We start from the raw sequence: 16,399 nt of genomic DNA on the forward strand, positions 1-16,399 counted from the left end.
GGCGCCCCGGCGTGGCTCCGACTCTATCCAAGATCACCTCCCGCACGGAGCCGCGGCGAGGCGTTCCGGCGAGCGGGCTCGTCACGGCGACCGGGGCCCGTGCCCCGCGGACAGGAACCGGGCTCGGGCGCCGGTGAAAGCATGTAACCTATACTTACGACAATTTGACCAAATATTCCGGGGCCTCGCTGCAGCCTTGGGCCTCGCGCCCCAGTGACCACCTCCGGATCTAAGCACAAAGGGGGTCACGCCATGGGGCGCGGCCGTCAAAAGGCAAAAGCTACCAAGCAGGCCAGGGACATGAAGTACTTCAGTCCGGCCACTGACTATTCGGCACTGCAGCGAGAGCTCACAGGCCCGGGCAGTCGTGCTTCCACCCGACGTACCGAACCTCTCGAGCCGGTCGAACCCGACTACTCGCAGTACGAGGACAAGTACGCCGACGAGGTCGACGACGGCGGCGAGGAGAGCGGCTCACGCCGCACCGGCTGACAGACCCGCCGTCCTTCCGCAGGCGCATCACCCCGACAGGGAGGATGCGCCCTTTCGTGTGCCCGGACCGGGACGTCCCACCGGCGGTCCCTGACGGGTGAGCCGGCGCGGCTGCCGCCCGTCCCCGTCGCGCCGGACGCGTGGGATCCTCAGGAGGGTGACGCGAGCAGGGGACGGAAGGCCAGTTCCGCCGCTCCGATCAGGAGGAGTTCCGGGCCGAGGGCGGCGCGGCGGACCTCCACCCCGCCCGCGAGGGACGCCGAGTTGACGGTCTCGCTGAGCAGGTCCCCGCGGAACCCGACGAGCGCGCCGAGGAAACCGCCGAGCACGATCAGGCGGGGATCGAAGATATTGGTGAAGTCCACCAGCGCGACGGCGAGCAATTCCAGCTGGCGTTCCGCCTCCGCCCGGACGGCCGCCCCCGGGTCGTCGGACAGCACCCGCTCGAGGGCCTCGATACCGCCCCCGGCCTCGCCGGCGGCCCCGAGCAGCCGTTCCAGCCGCACCTCGGCGTCGAGGCACCCGGAGCGTCCGCAGTGGCAGGCGGCGCCGCCCGGGCTGACGAGCGTGTGGCCCAGTTCCCCGCCGTAGCCGCGGCTCCCCACGAGCTGCGCCCCGCCGGTGACGATCCCGCCGCCGATGCCGCTCGCGCTGCCGTTGAGGTACACCGCGTCGCTCACCCCGAGTGCCGCGCCGAAGATGCTCTCCGCGAGGGAGCCGAGGGAGGCGTCGTTCGCGGCCACGACCGGGAGCCCGAGGGCCCGGGTGAAGGGCCCGGTGAGGTCGGCGTCCCGCCAGCCCAGGTGCGGCGCGACGAGCACGCGTCCCGTGCCCGCGTTGACGAGGCCGGGCAGGGCGATACCGACGCCGAGGATCCGGTCGAGGCCGGCCAGGGTGGGCTGGAGGTCCTGCACCGTGTCCCGCGTGAGCGCGACGGCGTCGTCGAGGGTCGGGATGCCGCGGGTCTCGCGACGGATGCGCTGGTGGACGTGTCCGCCGAGGCCGACGACGCCGACGGTCAGGGCGTCGATGTCCGGGTTGACCGCGAGCACCGCCACCCCCGGGTTCACCTGCACGATGGGGCTCGGGCGGCCCACCCGGCCGCCGACGGCCGGCTCCGATTCACGCACCAGGTCCTTCTCGGTGAGGGCCTGCACGAGGGCGCCGACCGTCGACCGGTTGAAGCCGCTGCGGCGGGTCAGCTCGGATCGGGACAGCGGCCCGTCCCGGTGCACCATGGTCAGGATCTGGGACAGGTTCTGCGCACGGAGACCCTCGGTGCCGTTCGCCGTACCGAGTGGTGACCGCACGGCCCGGATCCCCCTTCGTGGTGCAGGAGCCTGAAGTGCGCCTGGTCGGACCTCCATCGTAACGAGACGCCGGGGTCGGCCCGGCCTCAGGCCCGCTGCCCGATCGGGCCGGCGACCTGCAGGACGCCGCCCGACGGTGGCGAGGTGCTCTGGCGCACCACGAGACTCGTCGCGAGGTCGAGCCGCAGGTTGTCGGGGCGGTGCCCGTCGCGCAGGCGCAGGACCATGCGGGTGGCTTCCTCGGCCATCTGGATGAGCGGCTGGTGGACGGTCGTCAGGGCGGGGCTCGACCACTGCGCGACCGGCAGGTCGTCGTACCCCACGATGGAGAGCTCTTCCGGGACCCTGAGCCCGATCTGGCGGGCGGCGTCGAGCACGCCCAGGGCCTGCAGGTCGCTGCCGGCGAAGATCGCGGTGGGCGGATGGGGCGCACGCAGTAGGGCGAAGGCGTGGTCGCGTCCGCCGTCCACGTGGAAGTTGCCGAACCTGATGAACGACGGGTCGATGGGCAGGGACGCCCTGTTCATGGCCGAGCGGTATCCGTCGATCCGCGCGAGGGAGCACATCATGTCCTCCGGTCCGCTGATCGCCGCGATGCGCGTGTGGCCCAGGTCGATCAGGTGGCGCGTGGCCATCATCCCGCCCGACCAGTTGGCGGACCCCACCGAGGGGACGTCCGGGGACGGATCGCCGGCCGGATCGATGATCACGAACGGGATCGAGCGGGCGTCGAGCTTGGTGCGGAACTCGTGGGGCAGTTCCGAGAAGACGAGGACGACGCCGGCAGGCCGCCTCGACATGACTCCCTCGATCCACTCGGGTCCGGGCGCATGCCGGGAGCCCGTCTCCGTCAGGACGACGCTCAGTCCGCGGCCGCGGGCCACGTTCTCCACCCCCCGGATCAGCTCGAGCGCCCACGCGCTCTCCAGTTCGTGGAACACGAGTTCGACGAGGTTCGCCTTCGCGGTCGAGACCTTGCGCCGCCGGTAGCCGTGCTCCTCCAGGAGCTCCTCAACTTTCGCCCGGGTTCTCGGCGACACGTCGGTGCGGCCGTTGAGCACCTTGGAGATGGTGGAGAGCGAGACCCCTGCTTTCGTGGCGAGCTGGGCGAGGGTGACGCGCGGTTCGTCCGCCGGAATCGACATGTGGCATAGCCTACCCCCGCCCATCCGCGGGGGATCGGACGCCGTTCGCCGCAGGATGGGACGGGTGGCACAGCCGCCCCTGCGCTTCCGAAGGAGTGCTACACACACTCGACCCACCACACTACTTTCGATCTGATCATCAAAACTTGCGGGAAGCGTTCAACGATGAACGACCGAACCCCGCTGTCCCGCGGTCTCGCGGGCACCGCGGTCATGATGCTCGGCCTCACCCTCGCGCCCGTCTCGATCGGGGAGCGGGAGCGCGCGGACGTGCTCCTCCCGCCGTTCGAGATGGCCGTCCGCGAGTCGGGGGTCCGCTCCGTCATGCACGCCTCCACGGAGGTCGACGGGGTGGCGCAGCGTGTCCGTGAGGGCCGAGGTGGAGCCTGCGCCGGGCAGGAGTGCCCGGACCGGGGCGGACACACCGGAGCGCGCTCCGTCATCGGCGCGCCCTCCGGTCGAGCGGTGTCGGCCGGCGGGTCAGCGGCGGGTGCCGTCGCCCTCGGTCTCGATGCGCTCTTCGCGCACCTGCTCGTTGACCGTCTGCTGCTCGGTGACGGTCTCCTTGTCGAGGCGGACGCGTTCCACGGGGACGGCCTCCTTCTCCACGACGGGACGCTCCTCGGTCAGGACGACCTCGTGCTCCTCCTCGCTGATGGCGGGCCCGTCCAGCGCGTCACCACGGTTGGCGTCCGTGATCGGCTCGCGCTCGACGCGGACCTCCTCGTGGGTCACGGGGACCGTCTTGGTGACGTTCTCGGTCACCACGTGCTTGCGCAGGCGCGCCCTGCCGGCTTCATGTGTCTCGGTGCCGACGCGGAGCTCCTCCTTGGAGCGCGTCATGGCATCGTCGGTCGTGGGGCCCGAGGTGTCGTGTCCCACGGTCCCGCGGCTGTCGGAGCGGTCCACCTGCTCGTCGCCGGGCTGGAAGCCGGGGGCTTCGCGGCCCTGGCCCGAGGTCGTGTCCGTCGTCGTCGTGCCGGATCCGAGGCTGTAGTGCCGGTACAGGCGCTCCTCCTCCTCCGGGCTCAGGTGGCCGTCACGCTCGACGGACGGGGCGTCCTTCACGAGCTCCTTGGAGTAGGGGACGCGGACGTCGTTGCCGTCGGCAGAGGCGTCCTGCAGCGGCACGAAGGTCTCCTTGGTGCCGAACAGTCCCGTGTTGACAGTGACCCAGCTGGGCTGCCCGGTGCTGTCGTCGACGTACAGCTCGCCGACCGAGCCGAGCTTGTCGCCGTCGTTCGTGTAGACCGTGCCCTTGCCGGTGGTGAGGCGGTCGAGATCTTGCGAGGTGATCATGTAGTGCTCCTAGCATGTGCAACCGTGACCGTGCAGCGGGGGACTGCACTCCGCCTCACTGTAGGCAAGCCACAAACAGATAACAAGCCTCCTTACTACTTTTCGGGTCGCGCGGCTCCTGCCCGGGGGTGGCCGGAAGCGCTCCCCGCCCCGGCCTGACGCGGAAGACCACGCCGACTCCCCGTGTTCCTGCACGCAGGGCAAAACAACCGGGTTGCGCTCACGGAACGGCTTCGGTCACGGTAGTAAGCAGACTGATCATTGGTGTCCGACAGCATCCGCTGCGGAGGGCACGGTGATCCACCGACCGAGGAGCAGCATCATGGCATCAGACAACGCATCGGGGGCGAGTACCCCGAGGAGCAGGCGCAACGACGTCGTGGCGGCGGAGAAGGAACGCTTCGGCGGCATCAAGTGGGGCTCGGCGTTCTTCGGCTGGCTGACCGCGATCGGACTGACCGTCCTGCTGAGCGCCCTGGCCACCGCGATCGGTGCGGGCGTGGGAGCCGCGAACACGAACGGCGCGTCCGACGCCGCGAACCAGGCCACGCAGAACGCGGAAACCCTCGGCATCGTCAGCGGCATCGTCCTGGCGATCATCCTGTTCCTGGCCTACTACTGCGGCGGGTACGTCGCCGGGCGCATGGCCCGCTTCGACGGCGTGAAGCAGGGCGTCGCCGTATGGGCGTGGGGCATCATCATCGCGATCGTCGTCGCGATCCTCGCCGCCCTCGCCGGCGACCAGTTCAACGTCCTCTCCAGCATCGGCGGAGCACCCCGGATCCCCGTCGACGGCAGCCTGCTGACCGCCAGCGGCCTCATCGCCCTCGCGATCGCCGTCCTCGTCCCCCTGATCGGGGCCATCCTCGGCGGCAAGGCCGGCATGCGCTTCCACCGCAAGGTCGACCAGGTCGGCATCGACCACCAGGCCGGCATCTGACCCACCCGCACCCCACTAAGGAGAGGCACCACCCCGCCGGGGTGGTGCCTCTCCTTCGTCCGGGGCGCGCGTCGGTCCGCGGGCCGTTCATCGGGACGCCCTAGAAGCGCAGCGACCCGATCGCCGTCCTGTACTGCTCACGGATGACGGGACGATGGTCGGCGGCCCGATCCTCGCGCAGGTCCACGACCCAGCGCGGCCTCGACCCCGTCAGCGCCCAGGCGGCCTGCGCAGCCGCTCCCCGTGCCACGTACTCGCCGGGCGCGGGGATCCGCACGGGCAGATCGAACACCTGTGCGGCGACCTCCTGCACTGCGGCATTCTGCGCCGCGCCGCCGATCAGCAGCAGGTGCCGGGGTGCGACCCCTGCCGCCCGCACGGCGTCCAGGGCATCCGCCAGCCCGCAGAGCATGCCCTCGATCGCCGCCCGCGCGAGATTCTCCCGGGTACCGGAGGCGATGCTGAGGTTGTGGAAGCTCGCCCTCGCCGTGGGCAGGTTGGGCGTGCGCTCGCCCTCGAAGTACGGGACGACGACGACGCCGCCGGAACCCGGCTCCGAGCCGCGGGCCAGCTCCGCGAAGCCCTCGTGGTCCACCCCCAGGAGGCCTGCCACGGACGAGAGGACCCGGGCGGCGTTCAGGGTCGCCACGAGGGGGAGGAACAGGCCGCTCGCGTCGGCGAAGCCCGCCACCGTCCCCGAGGTGTCGGCCACGGCACCGGCGGCGACGGCGAAGACAGTGCCGCTGGTGCCCAGCGACACGACGACGTCGCCCTCCTCGGCCCCGAGGCCGAGCGCTGCCCCCGCGTTGTCCCCGGCGCCCGCACCGAGGGCGATCCGACGGTCCCCCGACGCGAGGAACGAGGGGTGCACGCTCCCGGCGTCGGCCTCGGCCGACAGCACGCGGGGGAGGACCACGGCGTCGGCGTCCGTGCCCGATGCCGTCCCCCCGGAACCCTGCGCCTCACGGGCGGGGCGGCCGAGCATCAGTTCGAACAGGTCGAGGTCGTACGCGTCCGCCGCCGGGCTCCAGTACCCGGTACCGCTCGCATCCGAGCGGTCGGTGACCAGTTCCTCGAGCACGGGGCCGAGGGGCGACCCGCCCTCGGGCCCGAAGCCGCGCAGCCGCCACGTCAGCCAGTCGTGCGGGAGTGCCACGGCGGCGATGGCCGGGACGACGTCGGGTTCGGCGTCCCGCACCCAGCGCACCTTCGTGCCCGTGAAGGACGCCACGGGCGCGGACCCGGTCCGGGCCACCAGGGCGTCGACGCCGAGCTCGGCGATCAGGTCCCGTGCGGCGCCGGCGGAACGGGTGTCGTTCCACAGCAGTGCGTCCCGGAGGACCCGGCCGTCCCGGCCCAGGAGCACCATGCCGTGCTGCTGGCCCGCGATCGAGAGCGCGTCGACGTCGTCCCCGAGTCCGTTCCCGGATTCCAGGGCCGTGAGCAGCGCCCGCCACCACGCCTCGGGGTCCACCTCCGTGCCCTCCGGGTGGGAGGCTCGGCCGGTGCGCACCTCGGCGCCGTCCCGGGTGTCGACCACGACGACCTTGCAGCTCTGCGTCGACGAGTCGACGCCCGTGACCAGGGCCATGGGTCAGCGGGCCCCGAGCAGGTGCTCGATGAAGAGCTGCTGCAGCTTCACGAACCCGAAGCCCTTGCCGTTGAAGTACGCGTCGGCGTCGAAGTCCTCGTAGGAGGAGCGGTCGGCACGCAGGGCCTCGTAGCCCTCGCCGTCGCCGAGCGTGGGCTCGTTGATCTCGGAGACGCGCGACGCGGCCAGGGCCGCCTGCACCTCGGGGTCCGCACGGAAGGCTGCGGCACGCTCCTTGAGGAGGAGGTAGGTCTGCATGTTGGCGGATGCGGAATCCCACACGCCGTCCATGTCCTCCGTGCGGCTCGGCTTGTAGTCGAAGTGGCGGGGGCCGTCGTAGGACGGGCCACCCGCGGGACCGCCGTTCTCCAGGAGGTCGACGAGGGAGAAGGCGTTCTGCAGGTCGCCGTGGCCGAACACGAGGTCCTGGTCGAACTTGATGCTGCGCTGGCCGTTGAGGTCGATGTGGAACAGCTTGCCCTGGTAGAGGGCCTGCGCGATGCCGTGGGTGAAGTTCAGTCCGGCCATCTGCTCGTGCCCGGTCTCCGGGTTGATGCCGACCAGTTCCGGGCGCTCGAGGGTCTCGATGAAGGCCATCGCGTGCCCCAGTGTGGGCAGGAGGATGTCGCCGCGCGGTTCGTTGGGCTTCGGTTCGATCGCGAAGCGGATGTCGTAGCCCTTGTCGGTGACGTAGTCGCCGAGCAGGTTGACGGCCTCGCGGTACCGCTCGAGGGCGCCGCGGATGTCCTTGGCGGCGTCGTACTCGCTGCCTTCGCGCCCACCCCACATGACGAATGTCTGCGCGCCGAGCTCGGCCGCGAGATCGATGTTGTCGAGCACCTTGCGGATCGCGAAACGACGCACGCCGCGGTCGTTGCTCGTGAAGCCGCCGTCCTTGAAGACGGGGTGGCTGAAGAGGTTGGTCGTGACCATCGGCACGATCAGGCCGGTCGAGTCGAGGGCGCCCTTCAGCCTGTCGATCTGCGCCTGGCGCTCGCCGGCACTGCAGCCGAAGGGGAAGAGGTCGTTGTCGTGGAAGGTCAGGCCGTAGGCACCGAGATCGCTGAGGCGGTTGACCGCTTCGACCACGTCGAGGGGCGCGCGGGTCGCGGAGCCGAACTGGTCCTGGGCTTCCCAGCCGACCGTCCAGAGTCCGAAGGAGAATTTGTCGTCGCGGGTGGGCTCGATCGTCATTGAGTGCTCCAGGGGTGTGTGTGACTAATATGTTGCCGTTACAAACATATTAGGTTTAGGCACAGAGTCAAGGGGTGACGGCTGCTTGCGCTCCCGGCCCGAGGGTGCGAGTCCGGTCAGGAGCGGAGGGCGCGCACACTCGCGCGGCGGATGAGCTTCGTCGAGAGCTCGATGCGCGGACTCTCGACCGGCTCGCCGCGCATCAGCCGCACGAGCGTCCGGGCGGCGAGCATCCCCATCTCGGACAGGGGCTGGCGGACCGTGGTCAGGGGCGGGGAGGCCCAGGACGCCTCGGGAAGGTCGTCGAAGCCGATCACGCTGAGGTCGTCGGGGATGCGGAGGCCCTGCTGGCGTGCCGCCTCGTACACGCCGAGGGCCATCTGGTCGCTCGCCGCGAAGATCGCGCTCGGGCGGTCCTCCCGGGCGAGCAGTTCCACGCCGGCGGCGAAGCCCGAGGCGTAGTCGAAATCGCCGGTGATCACGAGTGCGGGGTCGAAGGCGAGACCGGCGGCGTCGAGTCCTGCCCGGTAGCCGTCGAGACGGGCCCGGCTGCACCAGATGCCCGGCCGTCCGGCGACGAAGCCGATGCGCCGGTGGTTCTGCTGGACGAGGTGCTCGGTCGCCGTCACGGCACCCGTCCAGTTCGTGGCACCGATGGTGGGCACCTCGAGGTCCGGGACGCCCGCGGGGTCGATGACGATCACGGGCAGGTGGAGGCGCTGCAGTTCCGCGTGCAGGAAGGAGTCGAGATCGGTGGTGACGAGGATGGCGCCGTCGCTCGCCCTGTCGGCCAGCGTGTCCAGCCACTTGCGTGTCGAGTCGGTGCCGCCGCGGCGGTGGATGGCGGACACGACCACCGACAGGCCCTCGCCGTTGAGCGCCTCCTCGACCCCGCGGATGATCTCGACCGCCCAGGGGCTGTCGAGGTCGTTGAACACGAGGTCCACCAGTCCCGACGGCGCGGGGGCCGCCGCCCCGCGGCGCCGATAGCCGTACTCGCGCAGCAGCGCTTCGACCCGCTCGCGCGTCGCCGGGGCGACGTCCGACCTGCCGTTGAGGACGCGGGAGACCGTCGGGACGGACACGCCGGCCGCGGCGGCGATGGCGGAGATCGTCACCGCCGGGCGGGCGTTGTCCTGCGCATGGTCCTGCACGTCGTCCTCCTCGGCCCACCGACGCTGCAGACCTGCACCCCCGGAGCGAAATCGAATCCACCCTTGACCTCCCGGGTGTGATGTTCCTAACCTACAGCAACGGTGTTTCCGGAAACTTCCGGAAAACGTCCGATCGAAGTATCGGTCACCGCACCTCAGGTACCTCAAAGGAGAGCTCATGCAGGTCCGTTCATCTCTCGCCGCCGCAGTCCTCGCGTCGGCCGTCCTCCTGCCCGTGGCCGTCCCCGCCCAGGCGGTGCAGCCTGCCCGTACCCCGGGCATCGAGAAGGCAAACGACAGGAAGGACACCCTCCGCTGGGTGGCACCGCAGGACCTAGAGATCGGCACGGCCGTCGCCGGCGGCGGCCACCACGAGACGCAGCCCTACCCCGACCCGTTCACCTTCGACCAGGAGTACCGGGAGCGCCTCGCGGCCGAGTTCAGCTCCGTCTCGCCCGAGAACCAGCTGAAGTGGGAGTTCGTCCACCCGGAGCAGGGCACCTACCGGTTCGCGGAGATGGACGCGATCGTGGCCTTCGCCCAGCAGAACAGGCAGGTGGTCCGCGGGCACACCCTGTTCTGGCACAGCCAGAACCCCGCCTGGCTCGAGGAGGGCGACTTCACCCGGGACGAGCTGCGCGCCATCCTCAAGGACCACATCCAGACCGTCGTGGGCCGCTACGCAGGGAAGATCCAGCAGTGGGACGTCGCCAACGAGATCTTCAACGACAACGGCACCCTCCGCACCACGGACAACATCTGGATCCGGGAACTCGGCCCCGACATCATCGCCGATGCGTTCCGCTGGGCGCACGAGGCGGACCCGAAGGCCAAGCTGTTCTTCAACGACTACGGGGTCGAGGGCATCAACGCCAAGAGCAATGCCTACCTCGACCTGATCCCGCGCCTGCAGGCCGAGGGGGTGCCGGTGGACGGCTTCGCCATCCAGGGTCACCTCAGCACCCGCTACGGGTTCCCGGGCGATCTGCAGGCCAACCTGCAGCGCTTCGACGATCTCGGCCTCGAGACGGCGATCACCGAGATCGACGTGCGCATGGACGTCGCCGCGGGGACGTCACCGACCGACGCCCAGCTCGCGAAGCAGGCGGGCTACTACCAGCGGGCCCTCGAGGCCTGCGTCTCGGTGGACGAGTGCAACTCCTTCACCATCTGGGGCTTCACCGACAAGTACTCGTGGGTGCCGGTGTTCTTCACGGGCGAGGGGGAGGCGACGGTCATGGAGGACGACTTCGCCCGCAAGCCCGCCTACTACGCGCTGCAGGACACCCTCGAGCAGGCGTCCCCCGGGCGCGGGAACCGCTGATCCGATGATCGACGACAGAACAGGAAGAACCATGAGACGACGTTGTCTGATCGCCGGAGCCACGGCCTTCGGCCTGGTCGCCGGGGCGGGCGCCCTGGCGCTGCCCGCGGCGAACGCCGAGGAGCCGGCCGTGCTCCTCAGCGAGGATTTCGAGGACGGCGCTTTCGGGCCGCTCGTCCGGAACGGCGGAGCCGCACTGTCGGTCGTCGACGCCGACGGCGACAAGGCCCTGCTGGTCCAGGGCAGGACCAACGACTACGACGGCGTCAAGACGCCGGCGGACCTCCTGCAGGCCGGCGGTATTTACTCCTTCTCCGCGCAGGTGAAGCTCTCCGCCCCCGCGGGGACGACGACGTCGGCGCGCTTCGTCGTCGAACCCGCCTACAGCTGGGTCGGCAACACTCAGGTGTCGGCCGACGCGTGGACCACGGTGAGCGGGACGTTCAGCGCCCCAGCCGGCGCCGACCCGGCCACACTGCGCGCCTACCTCGGGACAGGAGACCTCGGTGCGCCCTACGACTATCTCGTGGACGACGTCGTGATCACCGGCACGGCCGGTCCCGGCGACGGTGGAGCATGGCAGCCCACGCCGGATCCGGCCTTCGTCCCCGGCGGGGCCACGAACCCCACCACCACGCCCCTCGCCGCGGCCCGCGGCACCGGGGACGTCGTCGCCCTCACCTTCGACGACGGCCCCAACCCGGGCGAGACCGCCGCGGTCCTCGACGTCCTGCGGGACAGGGGCATCACGGCGACGTTCTGCATCATCGGGCAGAACGTGCAGGCCGACGGCGGCGCGGACCTCCTGCGGCGCATCGTCGCCGAGGGGCACACGCTGTGCAACCACGGCACGTCCTTCGCGGACATGGGCTCGTGGACGCGGGCGCAGGTCGAGGCCGACCTGAAGGAGAATCTCCGCATCATCCGTGCGGCCGCGGGCGATCCCGCCCTGCAGGTGCCCTACTTCCGGGCGCCGAACGGCAGCTGGGGCGCCATCGGCGAGGTCGCGGCAGCACTCGGCATGCAGCCGCTGGGCCTCGGGAACGTCATCTCCGACTGGGACGGCAACGATCTCAGCGAGGCCACCCTCACGGACAACCTGCGCAGGGCGTTCACGCCCGGCGCGGTGGTTCTCGCGCACGACGGCGGCGGCGACCGGTCCAACACGGTCAAGGCCGTGACGACGGTCGTGACCGAGAAGCTGGCCGGAGGCTGGACCTTCACGCTCCCGAGCGGCGGAGCCACCGGCGGGACACCGGGGATCTCGAGCGGCTTCGAGTCCGGCACGGACGGCTGGACGGCCCGGGGCGACGGCGTGCAGGTCGGCGCCGGCAGTGACGCCCGGACCGGCACCGGCAGCCTGCTCGTCACGGGCCGCACCCAGCCCTGGCACGGCGCGGCCCTCGACGTCACCGCCGGACTCCCCGTCGGCTCGGCGATGGAGGTGTCCGTCTGGGCGAAGCTCGCTCCGGGCCAGTCACCCGCCTCCCTCAAGGTGTCCGTGCAGCGCGACAACGGCGGCGCCAGTGCGTACGAGGGCGTGGCCGGTGCTGCGGCGTCCGTCACCGCCGACGGCTGGACGCAGCTGAGGGGCACCTACACCCTCGGTGCGGCGGCGGACAAGGTCCAGATCTACGTCGAGGGCCCCGTGGGCGTCGACTTCCTCCTCGACGACTTCGGCCTCGCCCCGTTCGGCGAAAAGCCCATCCAGACCGACGTGCCCGGGCTCAAGGACGTCCTCGGCGCGGACGGGATCGAGCACGTCGGCGTCGCCATCGACACCCGCGAGACCGTGGGTACGGCGGCGGACCTCGTCCGCAGGCACTACGACGCCTTCACCCCCGAGAACGCTGGCAAACCCGAGAGCGTGCAGCCGGTCGAGGGCCGGTTCTCCTTCGCCCAGCTGGACCAGCTGCTCGACTTCGCCGACGCCAACGGCATCGAGGTGTACGGGCACGTCCTCGCGTGGCACTCGCAGACCCCGGCATGGTTCTTCAAGGACGGGGCGCGCGACCTGACGGACAGCCCCGCGGACCAGGCACTGCTCAAGGCCCGCATGGAAGCCCACATCAAGGGCATCGCCGACCACATCGATGCCCGCTACCCGGACGGGAACAGCCCGATCTGGGCGTGGGACGTGGTCAACGAGGTCATCGCCGACGGAGACACCGCCAATCCGCACGACATGCGGGACAGCCGGTGGTTCCAGGTGCTCGGCGAGGGTTTCGTGGACGAGGCCTTCCGGCTGGCGGACCGCTACTTCCCCGATGCGGCGCTGTTCATCAACGACTACAACACGGAGATGCCGGAGAAGCGGGCCGACTACCTCTCGCTGATCGGCGCGCTCGAGGCACGGAACGTGCCGATCGACGGCGTGGGACACCAGGCCCATGTGGACGTCGCCCGGCCGGTCCAGTGGCTCGAGGACTCCGTCGTCGCGGTGGAGCGCCTGAACCCCGAGCTGCTGCAGGCCATCACGGAACTCGACGTGAACGCCTCCACGGAGAACCAGGGAGCCGATGTCAGCGGCGCCCCGGCCGACCCCTACAGCCCTGCCTTCGAGAACGACGAGGACGCGGCGGCCGAGGTGGGCTACTACTACCGGGACCTGTTCGCGATGCTGCGGGAGCACAACGAGTCCGTCGACTCGGTGACGTTCTGGGGCATCAGCAACGCCCGCACCTGGCTGCGGACGTGGCCGATGGCCCGGCCGTGGGAGCAGCCGCTGCCCTTCGACGACGAGCTGCAGGTCACCCCGGCGTACTGGGGGATCGTCGACCCGGCCAGGCTGCCTGCGCGGCCGGCCGACGTGCTGGCGCCGAGGATCGCCGACCGGTCGGACGTCCAGGCGGTCTCCAACGGTGCGAGCGGCGCGAAGGTGGAGTACACCCTGCCGTCCGCCATCGACACCCTCGACGGCGTCGTACCGCCGGCCTGCGACCCGGTGTCGGGCTCGCGCTTCGTCCTCGGTGTCACGACGGTCACCTGCACCGCCACGGACGAGGCGGGCAATACCCGCACCAGCTCGTTCGACGTCGTCGTCACCCGCAAGCAGCCCGGAAAACCCTGACCGGTGCCGGCACGACAAAGCCCCTGTCCTCCTCGGAGGGCAGGGGCTTCGTCGTACCGGGATCGTGCCTGGGTCGGAGCCGTCACTCCTGCCCGGTCGGCGCCGGGAATGCCCACGGGGTCCGGCGGCCCGGCGGGCCGGGTGGCACAGGTCAGGAGGCGTAGGTCAGGAGGCGTAGGTGCCGACCAGCCGGACGGATCCGCCGTCGACGCCCTTGGCGCCCTGCACGTAGTCCGGACCGTCGGTGCTGCCGCCGCTCGCGGACTGCACGCCGCCCATGACCCAGGACGGCACACCGGCGGCGTTTAGCTGGGCGAGGGCGGCGTCCGCCGCGGACGCGCCGACGATCGCAACCATGCCCACGCCGAGGTTCAGCGTCCGCTCGAGGTCGGGCAGCGGTACGTTGCCGAGCTGCGAGACGAGCGTGAAGACCGGCGGGAGCTCCCAGGTGGAGCGGTCCACCGTCGCCTCGAGTCCACGGGGCAGCACGCGGGCGAGGTTCGCTGCGAGGCCGCCGCCGGTGACGTGGCTGAAGCCGTGCACCTGCGCGGCGTCGGTGCGGGCGAGCGCGAGGCAGTCGGCGGCGTAGACGCGCGTGGGCTCGAGGAGTTCCTCGCCGAGGGTCCGGCCGAGCTCCGACACCTGCCGGTCGAGCGCCCAGCCCGCCTGGTTGATGACACGGCGCACCAGCGAGTACCCGTTGGAATGGAGGCCCGAGGACGCCATCGCGATCACGACGTCGCCCTCGCGGACGCGTTCCGGGCCGAGCACGCGGTCCGCCTCGACCACGCCCGTCGCGGCGCCCGCGACGTCGTACTCGTGCTCGCCGAGCAGGCCCGGGTGCTCCGCGGTCTCCCCGCCCACCAGGGCCGTGCCCGCCACCGAGCACCCGGCCGCGATACCGCGGACGATGTCCGCGATGCGTTCGGGGACCACCTTCCCGCACGCGATGTAGTCGGTCATGAACAGCGGCTCCGCGCCGACCACCACGATGTCGTCGACCACCATCCCCACGAGGTCGAAGCCGATGGTGTCGTGGATGTCCATGGCCTGCGCGATCGCCACCTTGGTGCCGACACCGTCGGTCGACGTCGCGAGGAGCGGCCTCGTGTAGGTGAGGAGGCGGGACACGTCGAAGAGTCCCGCGAAACCGCCCACCCCGCCGATGACCTGCTCGCCGTGCGTGGCCCGCACGGCGTCCTTCATGAGCTCGACGGCGCGGTCACCCGCCTCGACGTCCACTCCTGCGCTGGCGTACGTGATGGGATTGCGCAGCTGATCCAGGCTCATACCCGCTCTTTCTTGTCCTCGTCGGTCAATACGGCCTCGAACTCGGCGTCGGGGCCGGGATCGCACCCCGTGGCCCCGACCTTGTCGGCGGGGTCCAGCCGTTCGAGCAGGTTCTTGCCCAGCCGGTCGTCCTCGGGCAGGGCGATCGGGTAGGTCCCGGTGAAGCACGCCGTGCACAGGCGCTCGCGGGGCTGCTGGGTGGCGTCGATCATGCCGTCCTCGGAGATGTACGCGAGGCTGTCGGCGCCGATCGACGTGCTGATCTCGTCGATCGCGGCTCCGTTGGCGATCAGCTCGGCGCGGGACGCGAAGTCGATGCCGTAGAAGCAGGGCCAGCGGACGGGCGGCGAGGAGATCTTCACGTGGACCTCGGCGGCCCCCGCCTCGCGCAGCATCCGCACGACGGCCCGCTGCGTGTTGCCGCGCACGATCGAATCGTCGACCACGATGATGCGCTTGCCGCGGATGACGGACTCGAGGGCGTTGAGCTTGAGCCGGATGCCGAGCTGGCGCAGCGTCTGGCTGGGCTGGATGAAGGTGCGGCCCACGTACGCGTTCTTCACGAAGCCGTGGGCGAAGGGGATCCCGGACTCCTCGGCGAAGCCGACGGCGGCGGGGGTGCCCGATTCGGGGACGGGGATCACGATGTCCGCTGCCGCCGAGTTCTCGCGGGCCAGCTGCCGACCCATCTCCACGCGTGCCTCGTACACCGAGCGCCCCGCGATCGCGGCGTCGGGCCGGGCCAGGTAGACGTATTCGAAGACGCACCCGGCGGCGGTCGGTGAGGCGAAGCGGCTGCTGCGCACGCCGTCCTCGTCGATGGCGATGAATTCGCCGGGCTCGATCTCGCGGATGTAGCTCGCGCCCACGGTGGCGAGGGCCGCCTGCTCGGAGGCGACGACCCAGCCGCGCTCGAGGCGGCCGAGGACCAACGGGCGGACACCGTGGGCATCCCGCGCCGCGTACAGCGTTCCTTCGTCCATGAAGACGAAGCAGAAGGCCCCGCGGATGCTCGGCAGCAGCTCGAGGGCCGTCTGCTCGAGCGAGCGGTCGTCGTCGCCGCCGAGGAGCGCGGTGACGAGGGCCGTGTCCGTGGTGTTGCCCTGCGCCATCTCGCCGGCGCGGGGCTTGCCGCCGCGGGTGAGGACCATCTGGTAGAGCTCGGCCGAGTTGGTGAGGTTGCCGTTGTGGGCCAGGGCCACGGTGCCCGCGGCGGTGGCGCCGAGGGTGGGCTGCGCGTTGGCCCAGTGCGAGGAGCCGGTGGTCGAGTACCGGCAGTGGCCGACGGCGATGTGGCCGGTCAGCGTGTTGAGCGTGGACTCGTCGAAGACCTGGGACACGAGGCCCATGTCCTTGTAGACGTTGATCCGGTGGCCGTCGCTCGTCGCGATGCCCGCCGATTCCTGGCCGCGGTGCTGCAGCGCGTAGAGGCCGTAGTAGGCGAGTTTTGCCACCTCCTCGCCGGGAGCCCAGACACCGAAGACGCCGCAGGCGTCCTGTGGTCCTTTTTCGCCGGGGAGAAGATCGTGGGAGAGTTGTCCGTCGCCGCGCACCATGCGGCCATTCTCTCACGCTGGGCGGTGGCCACCG

At 70.8% G+C, this 16,399-nt stretch carries 12 protein-coding genes; 4 read left to right on the plus strand and 8 right to left on the minus strand.

Annotated elements, in window-relative coordinates; translation table 11 throughout:
• Positions 1-252: 252 nt before the first annotated feature.
• Positions 253-492, plus strand: a complete 240-nt coding sequence (locus tag ACX80K_RS06035; protein ID WP_459270966.1) for a DUF3073 domain-containing protein — start codon at positions 253-255, stop codon at positions 490-492.
• Positions 493-641: 149 nt separating this feature from the next.
• Here ACX80K_RS06035 and ACX80K_RS06040 read toward each other — a convergent pair whose 3' ends face one another.
• The 3 genes from ACX80K_RS06040 to ACX80K_RS06050 form a co-directional block, all read right to left on the minus strand.
• Positions 642-1,802, minus strand: coding sequence for an ROK family transcriptional regulator (locus ACX80K_RS06040; RefSeq protein WP_459270967.1), 1,161 nt, complete (start codon positions 1,800-1,802; stop codon positions 642-644).
• An 86-nt stretch (positions 1,803-1,888) separates the two neighbouring features.
• A complete protein-coding gene (locus ACX80K_RS06045; RefSeq protein ID WP_459270968.1) occupies positions 1,889-2,947 on the minus strand; it encodes a LacI family DNA-binding transcriptional regulator in 1,059 nt (352 codons plus the stop codon).
• A 480-nt stretch (positions 2,948-3,427) separates the two neighbouring features.
• The gene (locus ACX80K_RS06050) at positions 3,428-4,246 is read right to left on the minus strand and encodes a DUF2382 domain-containing protein (RefSeq protein WP_459270969.1); all 819 of its coding nucleotides are present in this window, start codon (positions 4,244-4,246) and stop codon (positions 3,428-3,430) included.
• Between the two features lie 322 nt (positions 4,247-4,568).
• Between ACX80K_RS06050 and ACX80K_RS06055 the strand changes: the two genes are divergently transcribed.
• Positions 4,569-5,186 carry a hypothetical protein gene (locus tag ACX80K_RS06055; protein ID WP_459270970.1) on the plus strand — a complete coding sequence of 206 codons (618 nt, stop codon included), beginning with the start codon at positions 4,569-4,571 and terminating at the stop codon, positions 5,184-5,186.
• 100 nt (positions 5,187-5,286) lie between these two features.
• Here the strand turns inward: ACX80K_RS06055 and ACX80K_RS06060 are convergent, their stop codons facing one another.
• The 3 genes from ACX80K_RS06060 to ACX80K_RS06070 all read right to left on the minus strand — a co-directional run bounded on the left by ACX80K_RS06060 (position 5,287) and on the right by ACX80K_RS06070 (position 9,125).
• A complete protein-coding gene (locus ACX80K_RS06060; protein WP_459270971.1) occupies positions 5,287-6,777 on the minus strand; it encodes an FGGY family carbohydrate kinase in 1,491 nt (496 codons plus the stop codon).
• 3 nt (positions 6,778-6,780) lie between these two features.
• On the minus strand, positions 6,781-7,971 hold the full coding sequence (xylA, locus tag ACX80K_RS06065; RefSeq protein ID WP_459270972.1) for a xylose isomerase: 1,191 nt from the start codon (positions 7,969-7,971) through the stop codon (positions 6,781-6,783).
• A 116-nt stretch (positions 7,972-8,087) separates the two neighbouring features.
• On the minus strand, positions 8,088-9,125 hold the full coding sequence (locus ACX80K_RS06070) for a LacI family DNA-binding transcriptional regulator (RefSeq protein ID WP_459270973.1): 1,038 nt from the start codon (positions 9,123-9,125) through the stop codon (positions 8,088-8,090).
• Positions 9,126-9,303: 178 nt separating this feature from the next.
• Here ACX80K_RS06070 and ACX80K_RS06075 point away from each other — a divergent pair, with 178 nt between their 5' ends.
• Entirely contained in the window at positions 9,304-10,449 is a 1,146-nt protein-coding gene (locus tag ACX80K_RS06075; protein ID WP_459270974.1) for an endo-1,4-beta-xylanase, read from the plus strand.
• Between the two features lie 31 nt (positions 10,450-10,480).
• A complete protein-coding gene (locus ACX80K_RS06080; RefSeq protein ID WP_459270975.1) occupies positions 10,481-13,519 on the plus strand; it encodes an endo-1,4-beta-xylanase in 3,039 nt (1,012 codons plus the stop codon).
• 165 nt (positions 13,520-13,684) lie between these two features.
• Here the strand turns inward: ACX80K_RS06080 and purM are convergent, their stop codons facing one another.
• Both purM and purF read right to left on the minus strand, forming a co-directional pair.
• Positions 13,685-14,809 (minus strand): phosphoribosylformylglycinamidine cyclo-ligase, encoded by a 1,125-nt coding sequence (purM, locus tag ACX80K_RS06085; protein WP_459270976.1) that lies wholly within the window; start codon positions 14,807-14,809, stop codon positions 13,685-13,687.
• Complete coding sequence (gene purF / locus ACX80K_RS06090) at positions 14,806-16,365, minus strand: amidophosphoribosyltransferase (protein ID WP_459270977.1); 1,560 nt, start codon at positions 16,363-16,365, stop codon at positions 14,806-14,808. The genes purM and purF overlap by 4 nt, the downstream gene beginning before the upstream one ends.
• Positions 16,366-16,399: the final 34 nt, after the last annotated feature.

Source organism: Arthrobacter sorbitolis (assembly GCF_054510995.1).

What these genes read in the sequence shown, in the direction of transcription:
- ACX80K_RS06035 (WP_459270966.1), top strand. Translation starts at nt 253, where the DNA reads ATGGGGCGCGGCCGTCAAAAGGCAAAAGCTACCAAGCAGGCCAGGGAC.
- ACX80K_RS06045 (WP_459270968.1), bottom strand. Translation starts at nt 2,947, where the DNA reads ATGTCGATTCCGGCGGACGAACCGCGCGTCACCCTCGCCCAGCTCGCC.
- ACX80K_RS06050 (WP_459270969.1), bottom strand. Translation starts at nt 4,246, where the DNA reads ATGATCACCTCGCAAGATCTCGACCGCCTCACCACCGGCAAGGGCACG.
- ACX80K_RS06055 (WP_459270970.1), top strand. Translation starts at nt 4,569, where the DNA reads ATGGCATCAGACAACGCATCGGGGGCGAGTACCCCGAGGAGCAGGCGC.
- ACX80K_RS06060 (WP_459270971.1), bottom strand. Translation starts at nt 6,777, where the DNA reads ATGGCCCTGGTCACGGGCGTCGACTCGTCGACGCAGAGCTGCAAGGTC.
- xylA (WP_459270972.1), bottom strand. Translation starts at nt 7,971, where the DNA reads ATGACGATCGAGCCCACCCGCGACGACAAATTCTCCTTCGGACTCTGG.
- ACX80K_RS06075 (WP_459270974.1), top strand. Translation starts at nt 9,304, where the DNA reads ATGCAGGTCCGTTCATCTCTCGCCGCCGCAGTCCTCGCGTCGGCCGTC.
- ACX80K_RS06080 (WP_459270975.1), top strand. Translation starts at nt 10,481, where the DNA reads ATGAGACGACGTTGTCTGATCGCCGGAGCCACGGCCTTCGGCCTGGTC.
- purM (WP_459270976.1), bottom strand. Translation starts at nt 14,809, where the DNA reads ATGAGCCTGGATCAGCTGCGCAATCCCATCACGTACGCCAGCGCAGGA.
- purF (WP_459270977.1), bottom strand. Translation starts at nt 16,365, where the DNA reads ATGGTGCGCGGCGACGGACAACTCTCCCACGATCTTCTCCCCGGCGAA.